The sequence below is a fragment of the Campylobacter sp. US53 genome (assembly GCF_004378995.1).
In the GTDB taxonomy this organism is placed as follows: Bacteria; Campylobacterota; Campylobacteria; order Campylobacterales; family Campylobacteraceae; genus Campylobacter_D; species Campylobacter_D jejuni.
In genome coordinates, this window is the sequence record NZ_RYYH01000008.1 from 23,485 (window position 1) to 47,367 (window position 23,883).

General features: G+C 31.5%; 26 protein-coding genes and 1 pseudogene. 6 read left to right on the top strand and 21 right to left on the bottom strand.

All coding sequences use genetic code 11. The features are described from left to right. Window positions 1-12: 12 nt before the first annotated feature. The 10 genes from mnmA to aroQ form a co-directional block, all read right to left on the bottom strand. Window positions 13-1,029 (bottom strand): tRNA 2-thiouridine(34) synthase MnmA, encoded by a 1,017-nt coding sequence (gene mnmA, locus ELQ05_RS06625; RefSeq protein WP_002933919.1) that lies wholly within the window; start codon window positions 1,027-1,029, stop codon window positions 13-15. After that, the gene (locus ELQ05_RS06630) at window positions 1,029-1,634 is read right to left on the bottom strand and encodes a TIGR00730 family Rossman fold protein (RefSeq protein WP_070316441.1); all 606 of its coding nucleotides are present in this window, start codon (window positions 1,632-1,634) and stop codon (window positions 1,029-1,031) included. The genes mnmA and ELQ05_RS06630 overlap by 1 nt, the downstream gene beginning before the upstream one ends. Window positions 1,635-1,701: 67 nt before the next feature. Next, window positions 1,702-2,544, bottom strand: coding sequence for a flagellar motor switch protein FliY (gene fliY / locus ELQ05_RS06635; RefSeq protein WP_052799639.1), 843 nt, complete (start codon window positions 2,542-2,544; stop codon window positions 1,702-1,704). Further along, on the bottom strand, window positions 2,541-3,620 hold the full coding sequence (gene fliM, locus ELQ05_RS06640) for a flagellar motor switch protein FliM (protein ID WP_002851710.1): 1,080 nt from the start codon (window positions 3,618-3,620) through the stop codon (window positions 2,541-2,543). Before fliM ends, fliY begins: the two co-directional genes overlap by 4 nt. Continuing rightward, a complete protein-coding gene (locus ELQ05_RS06645; protein WP_002883199.1) occupies window positions 3,620-4,312 on the bottom strand; it encodes an RNA polymerase sigma factor FliA in 693 nt (230 codons plus the stop codon). The genes fliM and ELQ05_RS06645 overlap by 1 nt, the downstream gene beginning before the upstream one ends. Further along, window positions 4,293-4,649 (bottom strand): hypothetical protein, encoded by a 357-nt coding sequence (locus tag ELQ05_RS06650; protein WP_002854547.1) that lies wholly within the window; start codon window positions 4,647-4,649, stop codon window positions 4,293-4,295. The genes ELQ05_RS06645 and ELQ05_RS06650 overlap by 20 nt, the downstream gene beginning before the upstream one ends. Before the next feature lie 18 nt (window positions 4,650-4,667). After that, window positions 4,668-5,534, bottom strand: a complete 867-nt coding sequence (gene flhG / locus ELQ05_RS06655) for a flagella biosynthesis ATPase FlhG (protein WP_002854691.1) — start codon at window positions 5,532-5,534, stop codon at window positions 4,668-4,670. Next, window positions 5,527-6,981: a flagellar biosynthesis protein FlhF gene (gene flhF, locus ELQ05_RS06660; RefSeq protein WP_070316442.1), complete on the bottom strand. Its 1,455-nt coding sequence runs from the start codon at window positions 6,979-6,981 to the stop codon at window positions 5,527-5,529. Before flhF ends, flhG begins: the two co-directional genes overlap by 8 nt. Before the next feature lie 9 nt (window positions 6,982-6,990). Then, window positions 6,991-7,464: a 2-amino-4-hydroxy-6-hydroxymethyldihydropteridine diphosphokinase gene (gene folK, locus ELQ05_RS06665; RefSeq protein ID WP_002851803.1), complete on the bottom strand. Its 474-nt coding sequence runs from the start codon at window positions 7,462-7,464 to the stop codon at window positions 6,991-6,993. Between the two features lie 2 nt (window positions 7,465-7,466). Then, window positions 7,467-7,946: a type II 3-dehydroquinate dehydratase gene (gene aroQ, locus ELQ05_RS06670; protein WP_002852001.1), complete on the bottom strand. Its 480-nt coding sequence runs from the start codon at window positions 7,944-7,946 to the stop codon at window positions 7,467-7,469. 91 nt (window positions 7,947-8,037) lie between these two features. Between aroQ and ELQ05_RS06675 the strand changes: the two genes are divergently transcribed. The 3 genes from ELQ05_RS06675 (at window position 8,038) to ELQ05_RS06685 (ending at window position 11,261) form a co-directional block, all read left to right on the top strand. Beyond that, entirely contained in the window at window positions 8,038-9,267 is a 1,230-nt protein-coding gene (locus ELQ05_RS06675; protein WP_070316472.1) for a metal-dependent hydrolase, read from the top strand. Next, the gene (gene sppA / locus ELQ05_RS06680; protein WP_070316443.1) at window positions 9,255-10,151 is read left to right on the top strand and encodes a signal peptide peptidase SppA; all 897 of its coding nucleotides are present in this window, start codon (window positions 9,255-9,257) and stop codon (window positions 10,149-10,151) included. Before ELQ05_RS06675 ends, sppA begins: the two co-directional genes overlap by 13 nt. Window positions 10,152-10,229: 78 nt before the next feature. After that, complete coding sequence (locus ELQ05_RS06685) at window positions 10,230-11,261, top strand: Cj0069 family protein (RefSeq protein WP_070316444.1); 1,032 nt, start codon at window positions 10,230-10,232, stop codon at window positions 11,259-11,261. Here ELQ05_RS06685 and ELQ05_RS06690 read toward each other — a convergent pair. The 11 genes and pseudogenes from ELQ05_RS06690 to cdtA form a co-directional block, all read right to left on the bottom strand. After that, window positions 11,258-11,443, bottom strand: coding sequence for a hypothetical protein (locus ELQ05_RS06690; RefSeq protein WP_052793667.1), 186 nt, complete (start codon window positions 11,441-11,443; stop codon window positions 11,258-11,260). The two genes, ELQ05_RS06685 and ELQ05_RS06690, sit on opposite strands and share 4 nt — an antisense overlap. Before the next feature lie 60 nt (window positions 11,444-11,503). Further along, window positions 11,504-12,112, bottom strand: coding sequence for a bacteriohemerythrin (locus ELQ05_RS06695; RefSeq protein ID WP_070316445.1), 609 nt, complete (start codon window positions 12,110-12,112; stop codon window positions 11,504-11,506). Window positions 12,113-12,114: 2 nt separating this feature from the next. Continuing rightward, a complete protein-coding gene (locus tag ELQ05_RS06700; RefSeq protein WP_002871084.1) occupies window positions 12,115-12,762 on the bottom strand; it encodes a hemerythrin family protein in 648 nt (215 codons plus the stop codon). A gap of 184 nt (window positions 12,763-12,946) precedes the next feature. Next, complete coding sequence (locus ELQ05_RS06705) at window positions 12,947-13,561, bottom strand: bacteriohemerythrin (protein ID WP_079862110.1); 615 nt, start codon at window positions 13,559-13,561, stop codon at window positions 12,947-12,949. A 178-nt stretch (window positions 13,562-13,739) separates the two neighbouring features. After that, window positions 13,740-14,396 carry a lactate utilization protein C gene (locus ELQ05_RS06710; protein ID WP_070316446.1) on the bottom strand — a complete coding sequence of 219 codons (657 nt, stop codon included), beginning with the start codon at window positions 14,394-14,396 and terminating at the stop codon, window positions 13,740-13,742. After that, complete coding sequence (locus ELQ05_RS06715) at window positions 14,389-15,828, bottom strand: LutB/LldF family L-lactate oxidation iron-sulfur protein (RefSeq protein ID WP_070316447.1); 1,440 nt, start codon at window positions 15,826-15,828, stop codon at window positions 14,389-14,391. Before ELQ05_RS06715 ends, ELQ05_RS06710 begins: the two co-directional genes overlap by 8 nt. Next, window positions 15,825-16,565 (bottom strand): (Fe-S)-binding protein, encoded by a 741-nt coding sequence (locus tag ELQ05_RS06720; protein ID WP_079862111.1) that lies wholly within the window; start codon window positions 16,563-16,565, stop codon window positions 15,825-15,827. The genes ELQ05_RS06715 and ELQ05_RS06720 overlap by 4 nt, the downstream gene beginning before the upstream one ends. A 119-nt stretch (window positions 16,566-16,684) precedes the next feature. Then, on the bottom strand, window positions 16,685-18,367 hold the full coding sequence (locus ELQ05_RS06725) for an L-lactate permease (RefSeq protein ID WP_134240040.1): 1,683 nt from the start codon (window positions 18,365-18,367) through the stop codon (window positions 16,685-16,687). Window positions 18,368-18,538: 171 nt separating this feature from the next. Next, a complete protein-coding gene (gene cdtC / locus ELQ05_RS06730; RefSeq protein WP_070316450.1) occupies window positions 18,539-19,108 on the bottom strand; it encodes a cytolethal distending toxin subunit Cj-CdtC in 570 nt (189 codons plus the stop codon). A 10-nt stretch (window positions 19,109-19,118) separates the two neighbouring features. After that, on the bottom strand, window positions 19,119-19,916 hold the full coding sequence (cdtB, locus tag ELQ05_RS06735) for a cytolethal distending toxin nuclease subunit Cj-CdtB (protein ID WP_070316451.1): 798 nt from the start codon (window positions 19,914-19,916) through the stop codon (window positions 19,119-19,121). Then, window positions 19,913-20,716, bottom strand: a pseudogene (gene cdtA, locus ELQ05_RS06740) (cytolethal distending toxin subunit Cj-CdtA). The gene cdtB and the pseudogene cdtA overlap by 4 nt, the downstream one beginning before the upstream one ends. A gap of 112 nt (window positions 20,717-20,828) precedes the next feature. Between cdtA and ELQ05_RS06745 the strand changes: the two are divergent. The 3 genes from ELQ05_RS06745 to cydB are packed head-to-tail and all read left to right on the top strand — an operon-like array spanning window position 20,829 to window position 23,749. After that, window positions 20,829-21,062 (top strand): DUF4492 domain-containing protein, encoded by a 234-nt coding sequence (locus tag ELQ05_RS06745; RefSeq protein WP_002851632.1) that lies wholly within the window; start codon window positions 20,829-20,831, stop codon window positions 21,060-21,062. After that, window positions 21,063-22,625, top strand: coding sequence for a cytochrome ubiquinol oxidase subunit I (locus ELQ05_RS06750; RefSeq protein ID WP_002893388.1), 1,563 nt, complete (start codon window positions 21,063-21,065; stop codon window positions 22,623-22,625). After that, complete coding sequence (gene cydB / locus ELQ05_RS06755) at window positions 22,625-23,749, top strand: cytochrome d ubiquinol oxidase subunit II (RefSeq protein ID WP_070316452.1); 1,125 nt, start codon at window positions 22,625-22,627, stop codon at window positions 23,747-23,749. The genes ELQ05_RS06750 and cydB overlap by 1 nt, the downstream gene beginning before the upstream one ends. Window positions 23,750-23,883: the final 134 nt, after the last annotated feature.

The following is a 23,883-nucleotide window of genomic DNA, read 5'->3' on the forward strand; positions in this document are numbered from 1 at the left end:
AATTCCTAGAAATTATTCTATAAAACCGCTTGCTATGACTTTATCATGATCATAAAAGACTGCCATTTGTCCGCTAGCAAGTCCATAAACAGGATCTTTTAGAGTGATTTTTGCACTTTTATCTTCATAAATTTCTACCTTACAAGGTGTAGATTTTGAACGATAGCGGATTTTTACTTCGCAATCAAGCTCTTTAGCATCTATAAAAAGATTGATATTTTTTAGCTTAAATTCACTGATTTTAAGTTCTTCTTTGGTTCCTACGATGATTTGATTTTGCTTAGGATTGATTTTTAAAACAAAATGTGGTTCATGTGCCCCACGCACTTCAAAGCCTCTTCTTTTGCCTATAGTATAGTGCATATAGCCCTCATGTTTGCCTACTACTTTTCCGCTACTATCTAATACTTCTCCAGGAATTTTTGTATCCATAAACTGATCTAAAACTTGCACATAAGTATCTTCAACAAAGCAAATTTCAGAACTTTCCTTTTGAGTGGCAAAAGATTTTAAAACCTCTATAGTGGAAGCAAATTTTTTCACATCTTCTTTTTTCATTTCGCCTAGTGGAAAAATAAGATATTTTAAAGCTTCTTTATCTGCACTAGCCAAAAAATAGCTTTGATCCTTGCTTTCATCTACTGCGGTTTTTATTAAGTTGTTTTCAAGTCTTGCATAATGCCCTGTGGCAAGTTTTTCACAACCTAAACTTTTAGCAAATTCCAAAAGTTTTCCAAGTTTGATAAAACGGTTGCATAAAGCGCAAGGATTTGGTGTTTTACCCTCTTTATAAGTATCCACAAAAGGCATATAAACTTTGTTTTTAAAATCTTCTTGTAAGTCTAAAATATGATAAGGAATTTGTAAAAAATTTGCAACTTTTTCTACTTTTTTGATATTTTCTTCGTGGTAATTTGGTTTGCCATGAAGCTTCATATAACAACCTATAACTTCATGACCTAAATTTTTAAGTTTATAAGCAGTGACTGTACTATCAACTCCACCGCTCATAGCGACTAGAATTTTCATTAAATTTCCTTTAAAGTATTAATTATAAAATCCAAGTCGTCAGTGATCTTATACTTTAACTCATCTCCTTTAGAAATCACTTCAAGTTTGAGTAAAGAATTTCTGACGAACTCATCAAAACCTCGCCAAAATTCACTCCCAAACAAAATAATAGGAACATCTTTTTTAAATTCTAATTGTTTTAATGTAAGAATTTCACACAATTCATCAAGTGTTCCAAAGCCGCCTGGGAAGATCACAAAAGCTAGACTCTTTTCAATAAGAGCCATTTTGCGTATGGCTAAGCTCTCAAAAGTAATATTATATTCTACAAAATCATTAAGTTTTTGCTCGTGAGGTAAAAATATATTAAACCCTACAGAACTTATTGAATTTGTATTATTTTTTTGTGAAAAAGCACCTTCGTTGGCTGCGCGCATAATGCCTCCACCACCACCACTTATCACACAAAAACCATTTTGAGCACATTTTTGTGCCAAAATTTTAGCCTGCTGATAATAAAAATTATCTTCTTTAAGTCTTGCTGAACCAAAAAAAGTAACAGCCTTTTCTAGCTCGGGTATATTTTTAAATTTTTCAACATCTTTTATGATTTTTGTATCCATCAAATACCTTTTTGGCAAAACTATAAAAAATGATTATAGCTAATTTTTTTAAATTTATAGAGTAATTTTATCTTAATTGCTCTAATCTTTCTTTTTTAGATCCGATTTCTGTAATTTGAACACCAAAATTACCATCGACAATTACTACTTCGCCATAAGCAATTCTTTTATCTCCGATTAAAATTTCAAGCGGATCGTTTGCAAGTTGATTAAGCTCCACAACTGAACCTATATCCATAGTTAAAACATCTTTTAAAAGCATTTTTTTATTGCCTATACGCACACGCACAGGCAAACGAACATCCATGATAAGATTGATATTTTTAAGTTCTTCGCTAAGCATTATTGCTTTTTCTTCAGCGTTGTGATTAGAATCAGTGCTTGTATTTCCTGTTTCAGCAGGTTTTCCGCTTAGGATGTTGTGAAGTGTTTGATCCATGGCTAAAGAAACTTGTTCTTCTAAATCACCTATTTTTACATCATATAAAAATAATTTTTTAAAATCTTTAAAATCTACGCTTTCAGGCACAAATTCACAAGATTCTATACTAAAATCCATTTTTGGAATGTCTTTTTGAGCTCCTAAAGTTGTAGAAAACGCTGAAACGATATTTTGGATGGCTTCTTTAGCTGCATCCATTTCATCAGGACCTAGTTTATCGTTTTTGGTGATCTCTTCTTCGCCCATCATCCATTCACCAATAGCACTCATTAAAACAGCACCGGCTAAAATTCCTATTTTTCCACCATTTGCTATATCAAATATAGCATACACTAAAGGTGCTTTTAAAGTATCACTTGCATTGACATCAAATTCTTTATATTCGCTAAATTCAGCACTTTTTCCTGTTAAACCTTCAATGGTGCTGATGCATTCATTTGTAAACATTTTTAAAAAATCATTGATCATATTTCTTCATCCTCCTCTTCAGGCTCATCATAAACACTAGCTTTAGCTTTACGTTCTTCTTCGTATTTTTCCAAAATTTCTTTGATTTCATCTTTATCTGTGCGTATGAGTTCTAAAATTTTAATAGATTTTCTAAAACGATGCAATCCAATTTGTGCTAAGAAAACATCTTTTTTATCGATGCTTACTATAGCTTTATCATCTGCTTCTCTATCAAGTCTTAAGATATCACCTTGTTTAAGTTCTAAAAATTCATGAACATTAATTAGGGTTTTTCCTAAAATTGCCTCATATACCACTTCAGCACGACCGATTAAAGTTTTAAGTTCTTTGTTGCGTGATTTTTTGGCTGAGGTTTCACCCATCATAATGTCGCGGTTTGCCAAACGGCTTAATATGCTTTCTAAATGCACTACAGGATAGCAGATATTTACCATACCGCTTGAATTTCCTATGATGATTTCCATTACTACCATGATAACAATCTCATTTTGAGATACGATTTGCACAACATTTGGACTTGATTCTTTAGCTTCTATACTAGGATAAATTTCAGTTACGGTAGCCCAGCTTTCTTTAAGTCTTTGCATAATGATACGCAAAATAGAATCAAGCAAATTAAGCTCAATATCCGTAAGCTCACGCGAAGCTTCATAGCTATCGCCTTGACCACCTAAAAGCCTGTCTATCATAGGAAAAGCTATGCTTGGATTGATTTCTAAAACACAGTTTCCATCTAAAGGTTTGATAGAAAAAACGTTAAAACTTGTTGGGCTTGGCAAAGACATTAAAAACTCTCCATAAGTCATCTGATCGACTGAATGAAGTTTAGTTTCAACAATACTTCTCATCATTGATGAAATTTGAGAGGCTAAATTTCTTGCCAATTTATCATGTATGCCTTTAATCGTCCTAAGTTGTTCTTTTGAAACTCTGTTTGGACGCTTAAAATCGTATACAACGATATTTCTTTCATCTTTTTCATCTTTTGAATTTGAGGCTATGGGTGTGTCGGTGTTATCATCGACAACTTCAAGTAGAGCATCAATTTCTTCTTGGGAAAGTATCTCAGCCATTACACTAGCCTTTCTCTAAGTTTTTTAAGAAGTTTTTTGTGAATTTGTGAAATTCTGCTTTCACTGATTTGTAAAATTTCACTGATTTCTTTTAGGCTTAATTCTTCATAATAATAAAGCTGAATAATTAACTGATCGCGCTCTTTAAGATCATCTAGCACTTCGTGAATTTTTTCTAAAAGTTCTTCTTTTTCAATTTTTTCTAAAGTATTGTCTTCGTTATAAAGTTCGATTTGCTCATCGATGGGCAGGGTATAGCTAATAGCATGAGCTGTTCTTACCTCTTTGATTTTTTCTACATCTAAATCAAGTTTTTTGGCTAGATACTCATCATCAGGTTCGCATTCATTCTCAAGGAAATATTCATCCATGATTGCATCAATATCTTTAATAATTTTGCGATTATTGCGACTCATTACATCAAGACTTCTAAGATAATCAAGCATAGAGCCGTTAACTCTTTTTCTTGCAAAACCCCAGAAGTTATCATTTTGTTCTTTATCGTAACGGCGTGAAAGCTTTATCATTTCTTCAACGCCTATGCTAATAAGATCATTAACATCTATACTTGAAGGCAAGCGTTCTTTTAGTCTAAAAGCCATAGCGCGCAGAGCTGGCATGTAAGAAAGCACAAGCTCATCTTGCTCTTTCTTTAGCATTTGTGCATAAGCTTTAGGCGGCTCTTTTAGCATTTCTTCGTCTTTCTTTGGATTCATTTTTCTTTAGCTCTTCTCTTTCTTCATTGAGCTTTTCTAAAATTATATCCATTTTCTTTTCACGAATAACTAAATCGTTGATAATATTATTGCTAGTTTTTTCATAATCGTGTTTATTAAAGATTCTGCCACTAATTTTCTTTACATCTATAAAATTCATAATAGCAATATGAACAAAAACATAAAACATAAAAGTAATAAAACAAGTAAAAATCAGTATATCAAAGGCTTCATCTATACTAATAATGCTAAATGCAAGTCCTATAAAAAATCCACAAACAGTGAAAAATGCTACGTAATTTTCTGGCCTCATAATCTCTTCTCTTTATTGCTAAAATCTTTCAATAATTTTTCTAAAAAAACTTGAAAAACTACGATTTGAAACATTATCAAGCACTTTCCGTTCCAATCTATATAAAAGCTTGGAGGCTAGGGCTTTAAGCTCATCACTTGAGGCTGTGTTTTCATCGCTAAATAAAGTTCTTTTTTTAATACTACCACTTACATCTTTAGAAGCGCTTAAATGACCTAAGAATTCTAAATTTAAAGGATTTTTAATGTTTGCATCTGCAACTTTTTTAATATTTTCAAAAACTTTTAAAGCTTCATTTTCATTTTTTACAACATTAAAGAGCATTAGTAAATTTTCTTTTGTCTTAGAAGTTGTTTTTATGGTTGCATACGCATCGGTAATTGCTGCAGGATCAGGAACAGTTACTACTATAACTTCATCAGCCATTTCTAAAAAATTTAAAATATTTCCACCAATACCCGCACCTGTGTCGATAATAAGAAAATCAAGCTCATCTAAAATACTTGCTTGATTTAAAAATCTCTCGTAAATATTTTTATCATTATATTTTAAAATCTCATCTCCACTTTCGCCTGGGATGAGCCATAAATTTGGCTTAACTTCTATTAAAATATCTTCCAAGGAGCATTCTCCACGTAAAACATGCAAGAGATTTTTTTGTATGCGTACATTTAAAATGACATCCAAATTTGCCAAGCCAATATCAGCATCAAAAAGCCCAACTTTATAGCCATTATTTGCTAAAACATTGGCTAGATTTGCACTAATCGTACTTTTTCCAACGCCACCTTTTCCACTTGTAATAGCTATAAAATGAGTGTTTTGGGATTTTTTGGTTCCATTTTGACTCATGAGATTGCGAAGTTTATTTGCTTGGTTATTCATTATTTTTTCCTTTATTAAACCCTTCTAAAATACAATGAACTAGAAAATCACTATTGGCTACTTCTAAATCATCTGGCACTTCTTGTCCTGTAGAGAAAAAGCTTAGAGGAATATTCGTTTCATAAATAAGAGAGAAGATATTTCCAAAAACCTTTGTTTCATCAAATTTAGTAATAATCAAAGTATCAATATTTAAGAATGAAAAATTTTTATAAATTTCCATTAAATCTTCATGTTTGGTGTTTGCAGAAACCACTAAATTTACATCAATTTCTGCATTTGAGTGCATTAAAAATTCTTTAGTTTTAGCAAGTTTGCTTTGATCGTATTGTGAATTTCCTATAGTATCAACTAAAATTACTTCGCAATTATTTAAGCTTTTTATCGCTTCATCTAAATCCTTTGGTTCTATGCTATCAATAATAGGAAGTTTCATCATTTTTGCATACTGAAAAAGTTGCTCAACCGCACCGATTCTATAGGTATCAAGCGTAATAATACCTGTTTTATAACGCTTATCTCCATAAGCATAGCGAAAAGCTAACTTAGCTAATGTTGTTGTTTTTCCGACTCCTGTTGGGCCTACTAGCATCATGATTTTTTGTTTTTTTATATCGCTTTCAACGCGACAAGGCAAGATATTTCTTAAAAGTGAGTGAAAATATCTTTGAACCGCATCTTTGTTGGTTTTCATAGCAGCTGGCATATTTTCTATAGTTGCTTTCATAATCGCTTCTAGATGATTTTCAAGCATTCCACTTTCTTTGGCTTGTTTATAAATACTTGCAAATTCAGGAGGTATCATAAGATTTTTTCTAGCTTCAGCTTTATCGTCCCACATCATATCTGCAAGAAGATCTATTTTATCGTTAAGCTTGTTGATTTGTTTTTCAAATTGCTTTTCAAAATTTTCTATTTTTTTATTATAATTTGGATTAGGGGTGTAATTTTCTAAAGGTGTGTTTGTGACTTTAGAAATTTCATTGCTAACTTCACTTAGTTTTTCTTTAAAATCATCAAAGCCTAGAGTCTTATTTTGATGAGGGTTGATTTTGTTTTGTGGAAAATCTTGATGGGTTTTTTTAGTTAAGCCATTGTTTTTTACAGTGTTTAAATGTGTATTTAAGCGAGTGTTTGAGAAATCCAAGACTACATCTTCATCTTCTTGAGGGATTTGAGATCTAATTTTTTCTTCTGCAAGAGAGGTAGAAGATGGTTTTGGCGAGCTTTTTTTTGCAGGTAAAGATTTTCCTTGTTTTTTTAAGTGTTCTTCATAGTCGCTTTCTTCTATGGCTACCATAACCTCATAAAGCGCACTGCGATTTAAGGTTTTAGGACGAATTTGTTTATTTGTTATAATTAAAGCTTTATCTCCGTAATCTTCTTTTACTTTGGGTATAATTTGTTCTGTATCTTCAACAGTAAAAGTATGTATAAGTTGTCCCATTTATATTCCTTATATCATGCCTAAAGGCAAAATTACACTCACTCTTTCTTTAGCCCCTTTATGAGGCACCTCACACCACTTATCACGCTTGACTTTTTGTGAAAAGTATAAAAGATCTAAATCAAGCGTTCTAGGAGCGTTTTTGAAAGTTCTCTTGCGTTTAAATTTTACTTCATAATAAAGTAAAACTTTCAAAAGTGCTCGTGCATGCAAATTAGTTTGTATCAACATAACAGCATTGGTAAAATCTTTTTGCTCTTTAAAACCAAAGGCTTCATTTATCAACATAGGAGATGTGGATAAAATTTTAAATCTTTTATCATCCATCATTACTCGAAAAAGCATATCAAATCTTTTTTTTTCGGGCTCTATATTGCTTCCTAAGCCTATAAGAGCTAAATATTTAAAAGATCGTATATTTTGACTAAAAAAAGGAAAAAAACGACTTTTTTCAAAGTGTTTTACTCCTTGAATTTTTAGCATTATTATTTATTCGTTTGTTGTGCTTGTTGCATCGCGCGCAAATTTTTTATTTGTTCGCAAATTTGAATTATACCCATTAAAGCCAAGTGATAGCCAAAAGGACCAAAACCAACAATAGTTCCAGAACATACAGGTGCTATAAGACTTTTTTGACGAAATTCTTCTCTGCGATAAACATTGCTAATATGTACTTCAATTGTAGGTAAAGCTACTGCTGCAATAGCATCGCGAATAGCTACTGAAGTATGAGTATAGCCTGCTGCATTGATAATAATTCCATCAACTGTTCCAAGGCATTCTTGAATTTTATCTACGATTTCACCTTCAAAATTACTTTGGAAAAAGTCAAGTTCTACATTGTTTTGCGATGCTGCAAGTTTCATTTGCTCATGAATTTCTTCCATTTTCATAGCACCATAAATTCCCACTTCTCTTACGCCAAGCATATTAACATTTGGGCCTTGGATAATCATTATTTTCATGGATTTAACCTTAAAAATTTATTTTTTAACCTTTTATTATAACATTTTAAAAATAAATTTTTGCTACAATGTAATTTTTGAAAGGAAAATCGTGTTTATAGCTGCTGCAAGATATCTTTTTTTATGCGATGAAGATTTTACAATACTAGAAAATCAAGCCTTTGTTTTTGAAGATAAAATTTTAGAATTGGGCGAATTGGATAATTTAAGAAAAAAATATCCCAAGGCTAAAATCATTAAAACACCTAAAAATTCGGTTATTTTACCTGCTTTTATAAATCCTCACACACACTTAGAATTTAGTGCAAATTCAACAACTTTACATTTTGGAGAATTTTTAATTTGGCTTAAAAGTGTTATAAATTCTCGTTCCATGTTAAATGCACAGGCCAAAGAAGAATTAATACTTCAAAGTATTAAAAAAATGCAAAAAAGCGGTATAGGTACTATAGGTGAAATTTCAAGTTTTGGGAGTGATTTAGATCCCTGTTTAAAGGCTAGTCAAAAGGGTATGCGTATAGTATTTTTTAATGAAATTTTGGGTACAAATGAAAATCAAGTTGAAGATAAAAAACAAGAATTTTTAAAAAGATTTGAAAATTCTTCGAAATTTAAAAATGATTTTTTTATCCCAGCAATTTCGATTCATTCTCCTTATTCAACTCATCCTAGTTTGGCTTATTTTGCTCTTGATTTAGCTAAAAAGCAAAATTTACTAGTTAGTACGCATTTTTTAGAAAGTAAGGCTGAAAATATCTGGCTTAGAGAGTTTAAAGGGGGTTTTAAAAAATGGCTTGAAAATTTCACACTTCATCCTAAGCCTCTTTATACACCAAAGGATTTTGCTAAACTCTTTAAAGGAGCAAGGACTCTTTTTACGCATTGTGTTTATCTAAAAGAATATGAATGGTTAGATAAAAATTTACATTCTATTACACACTGTGCATTTTCAAATCGCCTTTTAAGTCAAAAAAGCTTAGATTTAAAAACGGCTTTAAAAAGTGGATTAAACATTCATTTAGGAACCGATGGACTTAGCTCAAATATTTCATTGTCCTTACTTGATGAAATGCGCGCGAATTTGCTTATACATAAGAATTTTGATTTATTGGAGTTAGCTTCTAAGCTTTTGCAAATGGCAACGCTTTATCCTGCAAGGGCTTTAAATTTAAATTTAGGAGAGCTTAAAAAAGGTAAAATTGCTGATTTTAGCGTATTTGAGCTAGGAGAATGTGATAAAAAGCAAGCTCCTTTGCAGTTTATTTTAAATGCTAAGGAAGTGGATAAATTATTTATAAAAGGAAAAGAATGCAAATTTTAAAATCATTTTTTAAGGCTTTAGGATGCGGTATAAAATTTATCAATACTTATTTTAAAACCTTTGTTTTATTGTTGATTGTTATATGGATTTTAATGCCTAGTGCAAATTCAAGCTCCAATCTTGCAAATTTAGAACGCATTGATTTAAAGGGTGAAATTTTTGACAGCTCTGCGGTTTTGGAAAAAATTATCAATGCTAAAAATGATAGCAATATTAAAGGAGTGCTTTTTGTTATAGACTCTCCTGGTGGAGCTTTTGCTCCTAGTATGGAACTAGCTCTAGCTATAAAGGATTTAAAAATTAAAAAGCCTGTGCTTGTCTATGCAAGCGGAACTATGGCAAGTGGAAGTTATTTAGCAGGAGTTGGAGCAAATAAAATTTTAGCCAATCCAGCAAGTTTTATAGGCTCTATCGGTGTGATTATGCAAGGAGCTGATTTAAGCGGATTGGCTAATAAACTCGGTATTAAAGAACAAACTATTCAAGCGGGTGAATTTAAAAGTGCTGGAACTTTTGCAAGAGCTTGGAATGAGAATGAAAGAAATTTTTTACAGGGTTTAATTGATCAAAGTTATGATCTTTTTACAGGTTTTGTTGCCAAGGAAAGAGCATTAGATCTTAATAAAAAAGATCAATGGGCAAATGCAAGAGTATTTTTAGCTGCCAAAGCTAAGGAGCTTGGTCTTATAGATGAGCTTAGTAATTATGAAAATGCTAAAAAGGAGCTTGAAAAACTTGCTAATGTTTCAAATCCTGCTTGGAAAGAAGAAGATAAGATTGATAAATTTCTTAATCGCCTAGAAGGACAAACATCAAGCTTGATAAGTAAAAGCTTAATCGAAATCGCTTATAAGACTAATAGCAGTTTTATAAACGCTAGATAAAATATATAAATATTTTTATTTAATTTTTGTAATATTTTTATGCAATAATTATTTATATCTTAGATAAGGAGTAAAATAATGAAAAAAAATATTGTTTTTTTCGAAGTTAAAGGTGGGAGTGATAAAGGTGAAGATGGCTATAGAAAAGATACCATGCCTATGGTAAATGCCTTAAAAGCTAAGGGTTGGAATGCTGAGGTGATTTTTTTTGAAGTGGGTAAAAAAGATGAAATTTACAAATATGTGAAAGAAAATTTTGATGGTTATGTTTCTCGCATCAATCCTGGCAATCTTAAAGAAGAAAATGAGTATTTTGATATGTTAAGAAAACTTTGTACCGATAAGCTTGTAGGCATGCCTCATCCTGATGCTATGATAGGTTATGGCGCTAAAGATGCACTTACAAAATTAGCAGATACTGATCTTGTTCCAAGCGATACTTATGCTTACTATGATATTAAGACTTTTAAAGAAAATTTTCCAAAAAGTTTGGCTAAAGGTGAAAGGGTTTTAAAACAAAATCGTGGCTCTACAGGAGAGGGAATTTGGCGTGTGAGTGTAGAGGATAATGTTAGTGGAGATAGTTTGCCTTTAAACACAAAAATCAAATGCACAGAAGCTAAGGATAATCATGTAGAACATAGAGAGCTTGGGGAATTTATGGATTTTTGTGAGCAATATATCATAGGTGATAATGGTATGCTTGTGGATATGACTTTTTTACCGCGCATTAAAGAAGGTGAAATCAGACTTTTAATGCTTTATAACACCCCTGTAAATGTAGTGCATAAAAAACCAGCCGAAGATGCTGATGCTTTTTCTGCTACGCTTTTTAGTGGGGCAAAATATCGCTATGATAAGCCAGAAGATTGGAAAACTTTGGTGGATATGTTTTTAGGCGAGCTTCCTAAGGTAAGGGAAAAATTAGGCAATTACGACTTACCATTGATTTGGACGGCTGATTTTATTTTAGATACTGATGAAAAGGGCAATGATAAATATGTTTTAGGTGAGATTAATTGTTCTTGTGTAGGTTTTACTTCTCATTTAGAACTTGCTGATGAAGTAGCTTCAAATATTATTAATATTGTAAGTAAAACTAAGGCTTAGTCTTTAAGTTTAATGTCCATTTTATTATTGCAAAATGGACATTCTTTTTCTATTGTTTTTAAGTTTGAGCTATATTCTATCGGGAAAAAATTTTCACAAAATGAGCATTTTGTATCTTTGGTTAGTATAGGATAGGAATAGTTAAATTTATCCAAAATAAAATATTTTATTTTTTTATCCATTAAATTTCCTTCTTTGTCTAACTTATACTTTATTTATTATTTTAACGCATAAATAGTTAATTAGAAATTTTCTGAATATTTTTTATAAAACTGTATGGCTTCTTTGCATTTTTTACATTTGAATTTTACGCCCTTAAGTTGAATTTTTTGATGAATTCCAAAAGGCACATCATGCATTTGTCCCACACACTCACATGTATAAAGATAAACTGCATTTTCATCATCTTTTTCTTCTTTAACTTCTTCAAAGCTTACTTCCCCATCATCTTCAGAAGCTAAAGAAGATCTTCTGTATTGTTCAACCTTCATATCTTCATAGAGTATATGTTCTAAAAGCCATTTTTTAGAAACTGTGTAAAGCTTCTCTTTTAAATCATTAGTGGACTTTATATTTTTAATAAGATCTATCATGGATTGAATGATTTCTTTATGAATTCTTTTATGTTCTTCTAAGTCAGGATATCCTATAAGTTTCATGTATTTTTCTTCATCATTAAAATGATCTTTCATGTAGTTAAAAAATTCAGCCAATAAAGCTTTTACATCATCCTTGTAAACAGGTTTATCAAACATAAACTCTACTTTACCTGCAAGTTCAAAAAGTTTTTTGTGCTGTTCATCTATTTTTGCATTATGAACGCTATAGTTATCATCCCATTTTGGAAACATTTTTAATCCTTTAACTCACTTTTAACGTAGAATAAATTTTTTTGACATTTTTTACATCTTAATTGTTTTTTATGACAAAGAATGTCAAGATGTTCTGTATATGAAAGTATGTGATTTGTTCTACAAGGGCAAGAATAGATAAATTCATATTCTTTATGTTTTACCTGTTTGGCGGTAGGAGTTGTTGGAGTGTTTTCGTATAATATTTCTTCATTGATTTTTTCAAGCTCTTCTTCTTGTTTGCTTAAAATTTGATCCGAAAGCCAATTTCCTATCATAACATCATGATGTAATATATGTTCTAAAAGCCACTCTGACATTATAGTATAAAGTTTTTCTTTTAAATCATTAGTGGTTTTTATGTTTTGTATAAGATAAGACATATCATGAATGATATTTTTATGCATGATTTTGTGTTCATTTAAATAAGGATAATGAATTTCTTGCATATAATCTTCTTCATTACTAAAATGTTCTTTCATATAGTTAAAAAGTTCTGTTAAAATTTCTTTTAACTCATCTCTTTGAACAAATTTATAAACCGCATTTTCTATTTTTGCTGCAAGTTCAAAAAGTTTTTGATGTTGAGCATCTATTTTCTCATCATTGATACTATATTTTTCATCCCAAACAGGAATTAATTTATCCAAGATCTTTACTTCCAAAACAAAAGTTTAATATATATTATTAATGATATATTACACATTTTAAATTTAAAATAAAATAAAAACTTAATATTTTTAAATAAGATATAAATAGTATTAAATATAAAAAGTTTCTATTTTTTATATATTAATGGCTTTTTTAATTAATAAAATTTAGTTGAAATATTTTTTAAAACCCCTCCGAATAAACCTTATAAAATTCTAAAGCTTCTCTACATTTTTTACATTTGAATTTCTTACCTTGTAATTTGATTTTTTCATGAATTCCAAAAGGCACATCATGGATAGCACCTGAGCACTTGCAAATATAAAGATAAACAGCATTTTCAAGTTCTTCATCGCCTTCTTCTTCAAAGCTTACCTCTTTATCATCTTCAGAAGCTAAAGAAGATCTTCTATATTGTTCAACTTTCATATCTTCATAAAGTATATGTTCTAAAAGCCATTTTTTAACAGCTAAATAAAGTTTTTCTTTTAAATCATTAGCGGATTTAATATTTTTAATCAGTTCTATCATGGATTGGATAATATGTTTATGAATTTTTTTATGTGTTTCAATATCTGGATATTTAATCAGTTCCATGTATCGCTCTTCTTGATAAAAATGATCTTTCATATAATTAAAAAATTCAGCAAGTAAATTTTTAATCTCATCCTTATAAACGGGTTTATCAATCAAATATTCTACCTTACCCGCAAGTTCAAAAAGCTTTTGGTGTTGAATGTCAATCATTGTATCATGAATACTGTATTTTTCATTCCAAGTTGGAATTAATTTATCCAAAAGCACCTTCTTTAATTTTTGTATTTAAAATTAATTTAATATATTTGAGTGAAATATTACATTATATTTTATTAAAATATTATTAATTAGAAATTATTTATTTTATTTATATTTGTATAGTATAAAAAATATATATAATTAATATTAAAAATTAAGACTTACTGATTCTAAACTAGAATCAGTAAATAATAATATGTGCAATTTGTGGCCCATGAACACCAAAAACAGTGATAAGTTCTATATCTGCTGTTCTTGAAGGCCCTGCTATAAATAAGATATTAGTAGGTAAAATTTCATTTTCTTTTTTTACTAAATTTAAAGCTTCGCTAAGACTTTTAACAACATTTTCTTTTTTAAGTAATACTATGCAAAGTTTAGGTGCAAGGCTTAGCATTCTAGGTTGGGTTTTACTTGAAGGTATAAGTGCAACTCCGTGAGAGCTTACTCCTGCTCTTGCATGAATAATGGAAAAATCACTATGAAAAACTTCAGATCTTAGATTTTCGATTTCTTTATCAAAGCAAATCTTCTTTTCTGCCTTGATTTGTTCTAAATCTAAATTTAAATCCGCCCCATAAATCATACTTTTAAAGCCATATTTTGCGACAATTTCATTGATTTTTTCTTCTAAGGTATCTTTAGTGGCATTTTCAACGATGTATTTGTTATCGCTCATTTTTTGCTTCATTTCTGCAAGCATATCTTGGGTGGTTTGGATATGTTCTACAGGATCTATACTCTCAATACGCGTAAAGTCTGTTTCTTTGTAAGCTTTTTTAAGATGTTCTAAAATACTTGCTTTACTTTTGCTTGAAATTTCATCGATTTTACTCATAGCTTACTCCTTCTAGTTTTTGCACTTCTTTATAAAGATCCATTTTAATTTGAGGTAATTCTTTAAAAGCGTACCATTTTTTAATCACAGGCAAAACGCTTGCGAAATTTTGCACTGCCCAGTTGAAATAATGTGCTTTTGAAAGTGAAAAACGCCATTTATCGCCATTGGTTGCGATATTTTTAAATTGTTTAAAAGCAAAGGCTTCTAGGGCATTGTAATGAACTTTGTTTGCTCCTAAAGGTGGATTTTTACCTTGTCCTATTTTATCGCATCTTAATTTGCGAATAAGATCAGCCAAAGGAATTTGCACTGGACAAACTTCAGAACAACGCCCACAAAGTGAACAGAAATTCAAAATATCTCCTGTATGATCTATACCAAAAATATTAGGACTGATTACTTCTCCTATAGGTCCTGGATAAGTGGTTTGATAGGCATGTCCGCCGATTTGATCATAAACAGGGCAAAAATTCATACAAGCCCCACATCGAATACAACGCAAAGCCTCATAATAATCCTCATGAGCTAACATTTTAGAGCGATTGTGATCAAATAAAATCACATGCACTTCTTTAGGACCATCTAAATCCCCATTTTTTCTAGGGCCTGTAATGATATTGTTATAAGTTGGTATAAATTGTCCTGTGGCTGAAGGAGTGAGTAAAGAAACCATAGTAGCCGCATCTTCAAAGCTTTCCATGACTTTTTCTATGCCACAAAGTGCGATATGAATATCAGGTGCTGTAGTGCACATTCTACCGTTTCCTTCATTTTCTATAAGCCAAAAAGCTCCTTCTCTTGACATGGCAAAATTGACTCCACTAAGTCCAAGTTTTAAGCCTTCAAAATCTTTTCTTAAATGTTCTCTAGCTACCGCATTTAAACTTTCAGGTTCATCGTTTTCTAAATTTGCTCCTAATTTTTCTTTGAAAATTTCTCCGATTTCATGGCGGTTTCTATGTATAGCAGGTACAACTATATGTAAAGGAGGCTCTTCATTAAGCTGTAAAATAAGCTCTCCAAGATCGGTTTCTATGGCTTTTAAACCTTTTTTTTCTAGGTAGTGATTTAGGCCTATTTCTTCACTTGCCATAGATTTACCTTTTAAAAGCTTGGTAATATTTTTTTCTTTCATGATTTCATAGACGATTTCACAGGCATCTTCATCACTACTTGCCCAATGCACTTTAATGCCATTTTTTGTAGCATTTTTTTCAAATTCTAAAAGCCTTTCTTCTAAACTCATTAAGGCATTGTTTTTAGCTTGTTTAGCTTTAGCTCTTAAACCTTGCCAATCTTTAAATCTAGCATCGATAACATTGAGTCTATTTTTTTGTAAAGTATGCATGGCAGTCATTAAATTTTCTTGCATTTGTTTGTCATTGAGTTTAATTTGAACGATTTGTTCGTGAGGAATTTTTTGACTCATAGTCTTTCTCCTTCTAAGCGTTTAAGTAAAAAGTCATATAAATGTATGCCTTTTATATCTAAACCCATTCTTTTCATTGTACCATCTATATTTAAAAGACAACCTCCATCGCCACTGATGAGATATTTTGCACCACTATTTTGTATATCTTTGATTTTACTTCTTACCATAGCGTTTGAAATTTCAGACTCTTTTACTGAAAAGGTTCCACCAAAACCACAACATTCTTCTTCGTATTGAAGTTCTACTAATTCCACATTTTTTAGTTTTTTGATAAGATTCTTGCTTGCTTGTATACTTTTTTGCACTCTTAAAGCATGGCAATTAGAATGCCAAGTTACTTTTATAGGTGCACCTTTATCTTCATAATCTACTTTTAAAACTTCATCAAGGTATTGTGAAAGTTCTATAACTCTAGAGCTAAAATCTTTGACTTTAGAAAATTCGGGTCTGTTTTTAAAAAGTTCTTTATAGTCATGACTCATCATACCCGCACAAGAACCACTTGGCACAACGATGGGATAATCTTTATCAAATAAATCTACATTATATAAAGCAATCTCACGACTTTCATCGAAATAACCTGAGTTAAAAGAAGGTTGAGCACAACAGGTTTGATTTTTTTTGAAAATCACTTCAATACCTTCACGCCTTAAAAGTTTTATTGCATTTAAAACGCTTTGTTGCATAGCAGCGGTTCCTAAGCATGTGGCGTAAAAATACACCTTTTTCATCATCTCTCCTTTTGGGATAATTTAGGATAAATATTCTAATCCTGTAAAAATAAAAGCAAAGTAAAATTTCCAACAAATATTCTAAAAACGAATATTTGTTGAAATAAAACTTAAATTTTTAATTATTTCACTATAACTTCAGGGATGATTCCTTGTAAGAAAAAAGCTATAATGCAAGTCCAAATTCCTATTAAAACAATAAAAGCTACAGAATATTTTAATGTGAATTTGAAAAGATCAGATTCTTTTCCTACAAGTCCAACCGCCGCGCAAGCTATAGCAATGCTTTGTGGACTGATCATCTTTCCAACGACTCCACCTACTGAATTAGCCGCTAAAAATAAAGCTTCACTAATACCTAGTTTTTGAGCACTTACTTGCTGCAAGGTTCCAAAAAGTAAATTAGCGCTTGTATCAGAGCCTGTTAAAAATACTCCTATCCAACCAATGATTGGCGAAAAGAAAGAAAAAGCATCGCCTGTGTGTGCAAAAGCAAGTCCTAAAGTAGTACTCATACCGCTATTTTTAGAAATAAAAGCAAAAGCCACAACCAAACCTATGGTGATACAAGGTATGGCCATTTCTTTTAAAGTAGCCCAAAAGCATTCTGCTGCATCTTCGGCTTTGATTTTTAAAATAGCTATAGTCAAAAAAGCTGCAAGTAAAATCGCTGTTCCTGCTTGAGCTACGGTTTTTCCATTGATTAAATCTACACCTAAGGCCAAAGATAAAGGTTTAGCTTCTCCTATGCCTGTGATAGAAGGACTTAAAATTCCAGCTGTGATATTGCTAAATTGTAAAGTAATACTTGTATAGCTTAAAATTCCGTCCTTATCAAAGAGAGCTTTAAACCAAGGTTGTGTCCAAATGATAATACAAACAATGAGTAAAATAAAAGGCGACCAAGCTTTTAGAATTTGATTAAAGTTTAGTGTGTTATCTTGAGTGAAATTGCTTTCATTGTCAAATCTAAAAATATTTTTTGGTTTCCAAAATTTTAAAAATATAGTTGTAACCGCTAAAGAAACTACAGCTGAAATAATATCAGGCAATTCTGCTCCTAAGTGATTTGAGCTTAAAAATTGAGTAGTTGTAAAACTTAGCGCCGCAACTAAAATAGCTGGAAAAGTTTCTTTAACGCCTTTAAATCCATCCATTAAAAAAACTATGAAAAAAGGTATAGTAAGGCTTAAAGGAACTAGCATTCTACCTACCATGGCAGAAACTGAATGCTGTTCTATGCCGACAAGATTTGCCATAGCAATGATAGGAATTCCCACCGCACCAAAAGCAACAGGAGCGGTATTTGCGATAAGACAAAGCCCTGCAGCTTGCAAAGGACGCAAGCCAAGTCCTGCTAAAAGTGCAGCAGTTATAGCCACAGGACCACCAAAACCTATAGCACCCTCTAAAAATGAACCAAAACAAAAACCTATTAAAATCACTTGAATTCTATGATCTGGAGTAATACTCATCACGCTTTTTTTAATGATTTCAAAAGAACCTGACTTGATAGAAAGTTTGTAAAGAAAGATTGCCGCGATGATAATCCAAGCTATAGGCCACATACCATTTGTAAAGCCTTGAATAAAACTTGCACCCACTAAATTCCAAGGCATTTTATAGGCAAATAAAGCTACCAAAGTAGCAAGTATAACAGTTAAAAAACCTGCTTGATAGCCTTTAAGTTTTAAAACAACCAAACAAACTAAAAAACATAGTATAGGTAAAAATGCTACTAAAGCACTTAGCCAAATGTTTGAAAAAGGGTCATAAATTTGTTGCCATGTTAAAATTTGCTCCAATTTTTCCTCCTTGATAATTATTATGTATAAATTTATTGTAACAAAAAATTAAATTAAAATAAAAAAATTATAGAGTAAAGTAAATTACATTGTATTGTTATTAATTATTTTGTGTATTTTAGTAATATCATAAATATTAAATAAATATAAAAATAGAACAAGATAAAAATCTTATTCTAAAGGGGTAGCGGCTGTTAAAGGTGGGGTTATAATCATTAGTTCATTTACTTCAGCAAAAAAATTAGGATCTAGGGTGCAAGGGGCTATTCCAAAGCGTTTTTGTATAGGAATATTTGGATTAAAAAAAGTTACTATACATTCATCAGATTCCAAAACTAAAGAACGAATTTGCACAGCTGAAGTTGTTGTTGGCATTATAGAAAATACAGTTTCTAATTTACCATCTTTTAGATCATCTTGACAAGATTTTGCTCCAAAGGTTCCATCTTCTAAGATGGCCAAACAAAGATCGCTTTCCTTTGGATTTATAAATTGCACATAACCAAAAGGAAGTTCATCAGCTAATTTATCTTTTTGTTTTAACCCATCGCTTAAAACAATTTCTTTAATATTCCAATTTTGATCATTAGGATCTTTTGAGGTATCCCTAAAGGCACTTAAAAAAATTCCTGTTTCTAAGCTTCTTATAGAAACCATTTCGGTAAAATCTTTCAAATCTCCAGTAGGAGTTGCAAAGGCTAAAGTTATAAACATAAAAAACAAAGTAATAATTTTTTTCATATTAAATGTCCTAAAATTTTCTAAAATTTACTGGAAAATGATCCGAAACTATATGAGATCTTAAACTTGCAAGCATTAAAATCGCCGCTAAAAGCGGTGGAGTATAGGTTTGTTGTCTATTTGAATTTCCTGTAATTGCATAATCAAGAGTCCCTCCGCTTGCTTGAGTTGCGGTAGTTGGAAAAACCACTCTAATTCTATTTGCTAATTCTCTATCCACTGTACTTGTTATAGTAGAAGGATCACGGTTAAAATCCCCTGCTATCATCCAGTTAACTTGAGGCATATTTGCAAAATGTGTATCTATGGCCGTGATAATTGCTCCTACATCTGTTCCTCCATTGGCTAAAGCATGGATATTGAAAAAAGCATCATTTCCATTGCGAATTCCTATAATAGGTCTTGAAACTGTAGTAGGTGGAGGTAAAACAATCACTTCTTCAGCTTGCATTCTTGAAACTATAGCTAAATTTACACGATTAGCTCCTACATCAACGCGAGAATAATAAATAAAAACCCTATCAGGCCTTGAAAGAGTTCCCAAATTCCACTCATATTCATCAATAGGTGTTCCACCTTGTTGCACATGGCGTCCTGTTGGAGTGGCTGTTCTTGGTAAAGCTCCTGCTTCTTGTATCATTAAGATATCTAAGGGGTTTGCTCCACTTACAAGTTGTCTTACACTAACACTCCATTTGCTTTCTGTGGCTGCGGATGAGCCTTGCAAATTCCAAGTGCCGACATTAAAATTTTCTAAATTCGCAAAAGCAAGGTTAAAAGATAAAAATAAACATATAATTTTTTTCATCGCACCTCTCCTTGGCGATATAAAGGTTTTGCGGTAAAAGGCGGAGTAGTTAAAAACCATTGTTGATCAAAATTATCTTTTTTGCACACTCTACAGTAAAAATTTTAAAAACCTTATGAAAATCACCATAAAGATTTGTAATAGGTGCTTGTATGCATTTTCCATTTCCTAAATTTTTAATTTGAACCGCTGTATTGCTCATAGGGATAAGTTTCCACATTTGTGCGTGATTGCTTGCATCGCAAGGATAATGGACAATTCCATTCCCATAAGCATTAAGACAAGTATTGGTTTTGGCATTTTTAATCATTGCAAAATCATTAGGATAAAGCAAAAGTTGCCAAACTCTAGCATCGCCAAATCCTTTGCTATCGATTAAAGTATAACCCCAAATCCAATTTCCTTGTGCTAAAGCCCAAACCGTTAAAGCTGCTCCGCTAGGGCCTAAAATGGTTAAAAAATCAGAAACCACAGGGCGATTTTCAAAAATTAAAACATCATTAAAAGCTTCGTTTTTAAAGCGAGGATTGATTCCATTTACTGCATTATTGTTGGCACTATTGTTTGTTCTAGTTAAAGGTGGGGTAATAGGAGTAATAGGTACTAAATCAGCACCGCTAATTAAACTTGGAATTTCTTGATTGGTAGGAAAGTAGGTTCAAGTCCTAGTTTTAAAGGATCAGTATCTTCAAATTCTCCAAATGAACGCCCCAAAGGATTTACATTTTCAAATTTAGAAGAACATGCATAAAGAAAAAAGTCATAAAACAACATAAAATAAAAACTATAATTTTTTGCATTAAAAACCTTGATATGTATTTAAATTTTTAAGAAAATAATAACATAAATTTCATTATAATTTTCCGCTTTTTAAAAATGTTTTATTTTGTTGTTTTTAAAGGTAGAATTTACATGTATCTTAAACACTTATATTTTAGCATCTCTCAAATTTTTAATTTTTACAAAGAAGGTTTTAAAAATTTAACTCTTGGAAAGACCCTTTGGAAAATTATCTTTATCAAACTTTTTGTTATGTTTGTGATTTTAAAACTTTTTGTTTTTGATGTAAATTTTAATTCTATTTTTAAAAGCGACAAAGAAAAAAGCACTTTTGTACTCAAAAATCTTACACTCGAAGGAAAATAAATGAACGAACTTAGTAGCGTTGATTGGTCAAGAGCGCAGTTTGCCTTAACTGCACTTTATCATTTTTTGTTTGTGCCTTTAACCTTAGGCTTGTCTTTTATGATTGCTATCATGGAAACTATCTATGTAAAAACTAAAAATGAAAGATGGAAAAAAATCACCAAATTTTGGCTTTCATTATTTGCCATAAATTTTGCTATCGGTGTAGCTACAGGTATTATAATGGAATTTGAATTTGGAACAAACTGGGCAAATTATAGCTGGTTTGTGGGCGATATTTTTGGCGCACCTTTGGCGGTTGAAGGTATTATGGCATTTTTCTTAGAGGCTACTTTTTTTGCAGTTATGTTTTTTGGCTGGGATAAAGTAAGTAAGGGTTTTCATTTGCTTTCAACTTGGTGTGTGGCTATAGGAAGCAATCTTTCTGCTTTTTGGATTTTAGTAGCAAATGGTTGGATGCAATATCCTGTAGGAATGAGCTTTAACCCTGATACAGCAAGAAATGAAATGCAAAGCTTTTTTGAAGTAGCACTTTCTCCTGTAGCTATTTCAAAATTTTTACATACCATAGGCAGTGGTTATGTGATTTCAGCTTTATTTGTAATGGGAATTTCAGCTTGGTTTATGTTAAAGGGACGCCATATTATCGAGGCTAAAAAAAGCTTAGTTGTAGGAGCTAGTTTTGGTTTGGTTTGTTCAATCTTTTTATTTTTCAGTGGAGATGAAAGTGCTTATCGTGTAACTCAAACTCAACCTATGAAACTTGCAGCTATGGAAGGGGTTTATCAAGGCGAACATCGTGCAGGGCTTGTGCCTTTTGGAATTTTAAACCCTAAAAAAACCATAGATAATAACGAAAGTGTGTTTTTATTTGACATTACTATACCTTACGCTCTTTCTATACTAGGAAACCGTGATCCAAATTCTTTTGTTCCAGGAATTGAAGATTTGATCTATGGAAATGAAAGCAAAGGTATAGAACCTATGCAAAATCGTATCGATAGAGGAAAAATCGCTATACAAGCTCTAAAAGACTATAAACTTGCTAAAGAAAACAATGATACAATAGCTATGGCAAATCACAAATCCATTTTAGAAACTCATTTTAAAGATTTTGGTTATGGATATTTAGAAAAACCAAGTGATACTATTCCGCCTGTGGCTTTAACTTTTTATAGCTTTCACATCATGGTTGCTTTAGGAAGTTTTTTCTTTTTACTTTTCATCGTTACACTTTATCTTACTATGGCAAATGATATTGAGAAATTTAGAAAAGTACTTTGGGTGTGTTTGTTATCCATTCCATTGGGTTATATCGCCGCTGAAGCAGGCTGGATTGTTGCTGAAGTAGGCAGACAACCTTGGGCAATTCAAGACTTACTCCCTGTACATATCGCAGCAACGCAACTTGGAAAAATCAATGTTCAAATTTCATTTTGGATTTTTGCAGTACTTTTTACAGCTTTATTGATTGCAGAAGTTAAAATCATACTTACTCAGATTAAAAAAGGTTTTGATGCACATGCAGGACATACTCCACTTATGGGCAAAGGAGAAAAATAATGTTTTTTGGTTTAGAACTTGAAGGTTTGCAAATTTATTGGTGGTTGATTTTAAGTTTGCTCGGCGGACTTTTAGTTTTTATGTTTTTTGTCCAAGGTGGACAAACTTTAATCGATGAGCTTAGCAAGGATGAGCTTGAAAAAACCATGCTAGTCAATTCTTTAGGGCGTAAATGGGAGCTTGGTTTTACGACTCTCGTACTTTTTGGCGGAGCAGCTTTTGCAGCTTTTCCACTTTTTTATAGTACAAGTTTTGGCGGGGCTTATTGGGCTTGGCTTTGTATTTTATTTTGTTTTATTTTACAAGCTGTGGCTTATGAATATCGCAAAAAAGAAAATAATGTTTATGGCTCTAAAACCTATGAAATTTTTCTTAAAATCAATGGTTATTTAGGTGTATTTTTAATCGGAGTTGCAGTAAGTAGCTTTTTTAGCGGTTCTGAATTTATCTTAAATGAGCATAATTTTGTTTCTTGGCAAAACCCTTTGCACGGCTTAGAACTTTTACTCAATCCTTTTAATTATCTCTTAGGCTTAGCTTTAGTATTTTTAGCAAGACTTTTAGGCGCAGCGTATTTTATGAACAATATCAATGATGAGAATATCAAAATAAGAGCTATGAAAAAACTTATGATCAATAGTATTTTATTTTTACCTTTTTTCTTAGGTTTTTTAGCGTGGATTTTTTTAAAAGATGGTTTTAGCGTAGATGCCAATGGGGTTGTAAGCATGAGTGCGAATTTGTATTTATATAATTTCTTAAATCAAATGATTTTTGCTATCTTGCTTGCTATCGGTGTGATTTTAGTGCTTTTAGGTATGGTTCAAGGAGCAAAAGGTTGCTCTAAAGCTATTTTTATCCTAGGACTTGGAACGGTTTTAACGGTTTTTGCTTTATTATCAAGCATTGGTTTAGGTCAAAGTGCTTTTTACCCATCTTTAAGTGATTTGCAAAGTTCTTTAGCTTTAAAAAATGCAAGTTCAAGCTATTATACTCTAAGCGTCATGGCTTATGTGTCTTTACTTGTACCTTTTGTTTTAGCTTATATTATCTATGTTTGGAATGCAATGGATAAAGTAAAAATCACACGCGAAGAAATCGCAAACGATGATCACGCATATTAAGGAGAAAAAATGTTACATGCTTTGTTTTTATTGGCTTGGCCTTTAGTAATTTATCTAAGCTATAAATTTATAATGCTAAATATCAATCAATTAGAAAAAGATAGCAAACTATAAAGCAAGATAAGATTTAAACC

What these genes read in the sequence shown, in the direction of transcription:
- mnmA (WP_002933919.1), bottom strand. Translation starts at nt 1,029, where the DNA reads ATGAAAATTCTAGTCGCTATGAGCGGTGGAGTTGATAGTACAGTCACT.
- ELQ05_RS06630 (WP_070316441.1), bottom strand. Translation starts at nt 1,634, where the DNA reads ATGGATACAAAAATCATAAAAGATGTTGAAAAATTTAAAAATATACCC.
- fliY (WP_052799639.1), bottom strand. Translation starts at nt 2,544, where the DNA reads ATGATCAATGATTTTTTAAAAATGTTTACAAATGAATGCATCAGCACC.
- fliM (WP_002851710.1), bottom strand. Translation starts at nt 3,620, where the DNA reads ATGGCTGAGATACTTTCCCAAGAAGAAATTGATGCTCTACTTGAAGTT.
- ELQ05_RS06645 (WP_002883199.1), bottom strand. Translation starts at nt 4,312, where the DNA reads ATGCTAAAAGAGCCGCCTAAAGCTTATGCACAAATGCTAAAGAAAGAG.
- ELQ05_RS06650 (WP_002854547.1), bottom strand. Translation starts at nt 4,649, where the DNA reads ATGAGGCCAGAAAATTACGTAGCATTTTTCACTGTTTGTGGATTTTTT.
- flhG (WP_002854691.1), bottom strand. Translation starts at nt 5,534, where the DNA reads ATGAATAACCAAGCAAATAAACTTCGCAATCTCATGAGTCAAAATGGA.
- flhF (WP_070316442.1), bottom strand. Translation starts at nt 6,981, where the DNA reads ATGGGACAACTTATACATACTTTTACTGTTGAAGATACAGAACAAATT.
- folK (WP_002851803.1), bottom strand. Translation starts at nt 7,464, where the DNA reads ATGCTAAAAATTCAAGGAGTAAAACACTTTGAAAAAAGTCGTTTTTTT.
- aroQ (WP_002852001.1), bottom strand. Translation starts at nt 7,946, where the DNA reads ATGAAAATAATGATTATCCAAGGCCCAAATGTTAATATGCTTGGCGTA.
- sppA (WP_070316443.1), top strand. Translation starts at nt 9,255, where the DNA reads ATGCAAATTTTAAAATCATTTTTTAAGGCTTTAGGATGCGGTATAAAA.
- ELQ05_RS06685 (WP_070316444.1), top strand. Translation starts at nt 10,230, where the DNA reads ATGAAAAAAAATATTGTTTTTTTCGAAGTTAAAGGTGGGAGTGATAAA.
- ELQ05_RS06690 (WP_052793667.1), bottom strand. Translation starts at nt 11,443, where the DNA reads ATGGATAAAAAAATAAAATATTTTATTTTGGATAAATTTAACTATTCC.
- ELQ05_RS06695 (WP_070316445.1), bottom strand. Translation starts at nt 12,112, where the DNA reads ATGTTTCCAAAATGGGATGATAACTATAGCGTTCATAATGCAAAAATA.
- ELQ05_RS06710 (WP_070316446.1), bottom strand. Translation starts at nt 14,396, where the DNA reads ATGAGTAAAATCGATGAAATTTCAAGCAAAAGTAAAGCAAGTATTTTA.
- ELQ05_RS06715 (WP_070316447.1), bottom strand. Translation starts at nt 15,828, where the DNA reads ATGAGTCAAAAAATTCCTCACGAACAAATCGTTCAAATTAAACTCAAT.
- ELQ05_RS06720 (WP_079862111.1), bottom strand. Translation starts at nt 16,565, where the DNA reads ATGATGAAAAAGGTGTATTTTTACGCCACATGCTTAGGAACCGCTGCT.
- cdtC (WP_070316450.1), bottom strand. Translation starts at nt 19,108, where the DNA reads ATGAAAAAAATTATTACTTTGTTTTTTATGTTTATAACTTTAGCCTTT.
- cdtB (WP_070316451.1), bottom strand. Translation starts at nt 19,916, where the DNA reads ATGAAAAAAATTATATGTTTATTTTTATCTTTTAACCTTGCTTTTGCG.
- ELQ05_RS06745 (WP_002851632.1), top strand. Translation starts at nt 20,829, where the DNA reads ATGTATCTTAAACACTTATATTTTAGCATCTCTCAAATTTTTAATTTT.
- ELQ05_RS06750 (WP_002893388.1), top strand. Translation starts at nt 21,063, where the DNA reads ATGAACGAACTTAGTAGCGTTGATTGGTCAAGAGCGCAGTTTGCCTTA.
- cydB (WP_070316452.1), top strand. Translation starts at nt 22,625, where the DNA reads ATGTTTTTTGGTTTAGAACTTGAAGGTTTGCAAATTTATTGGTGGTTG.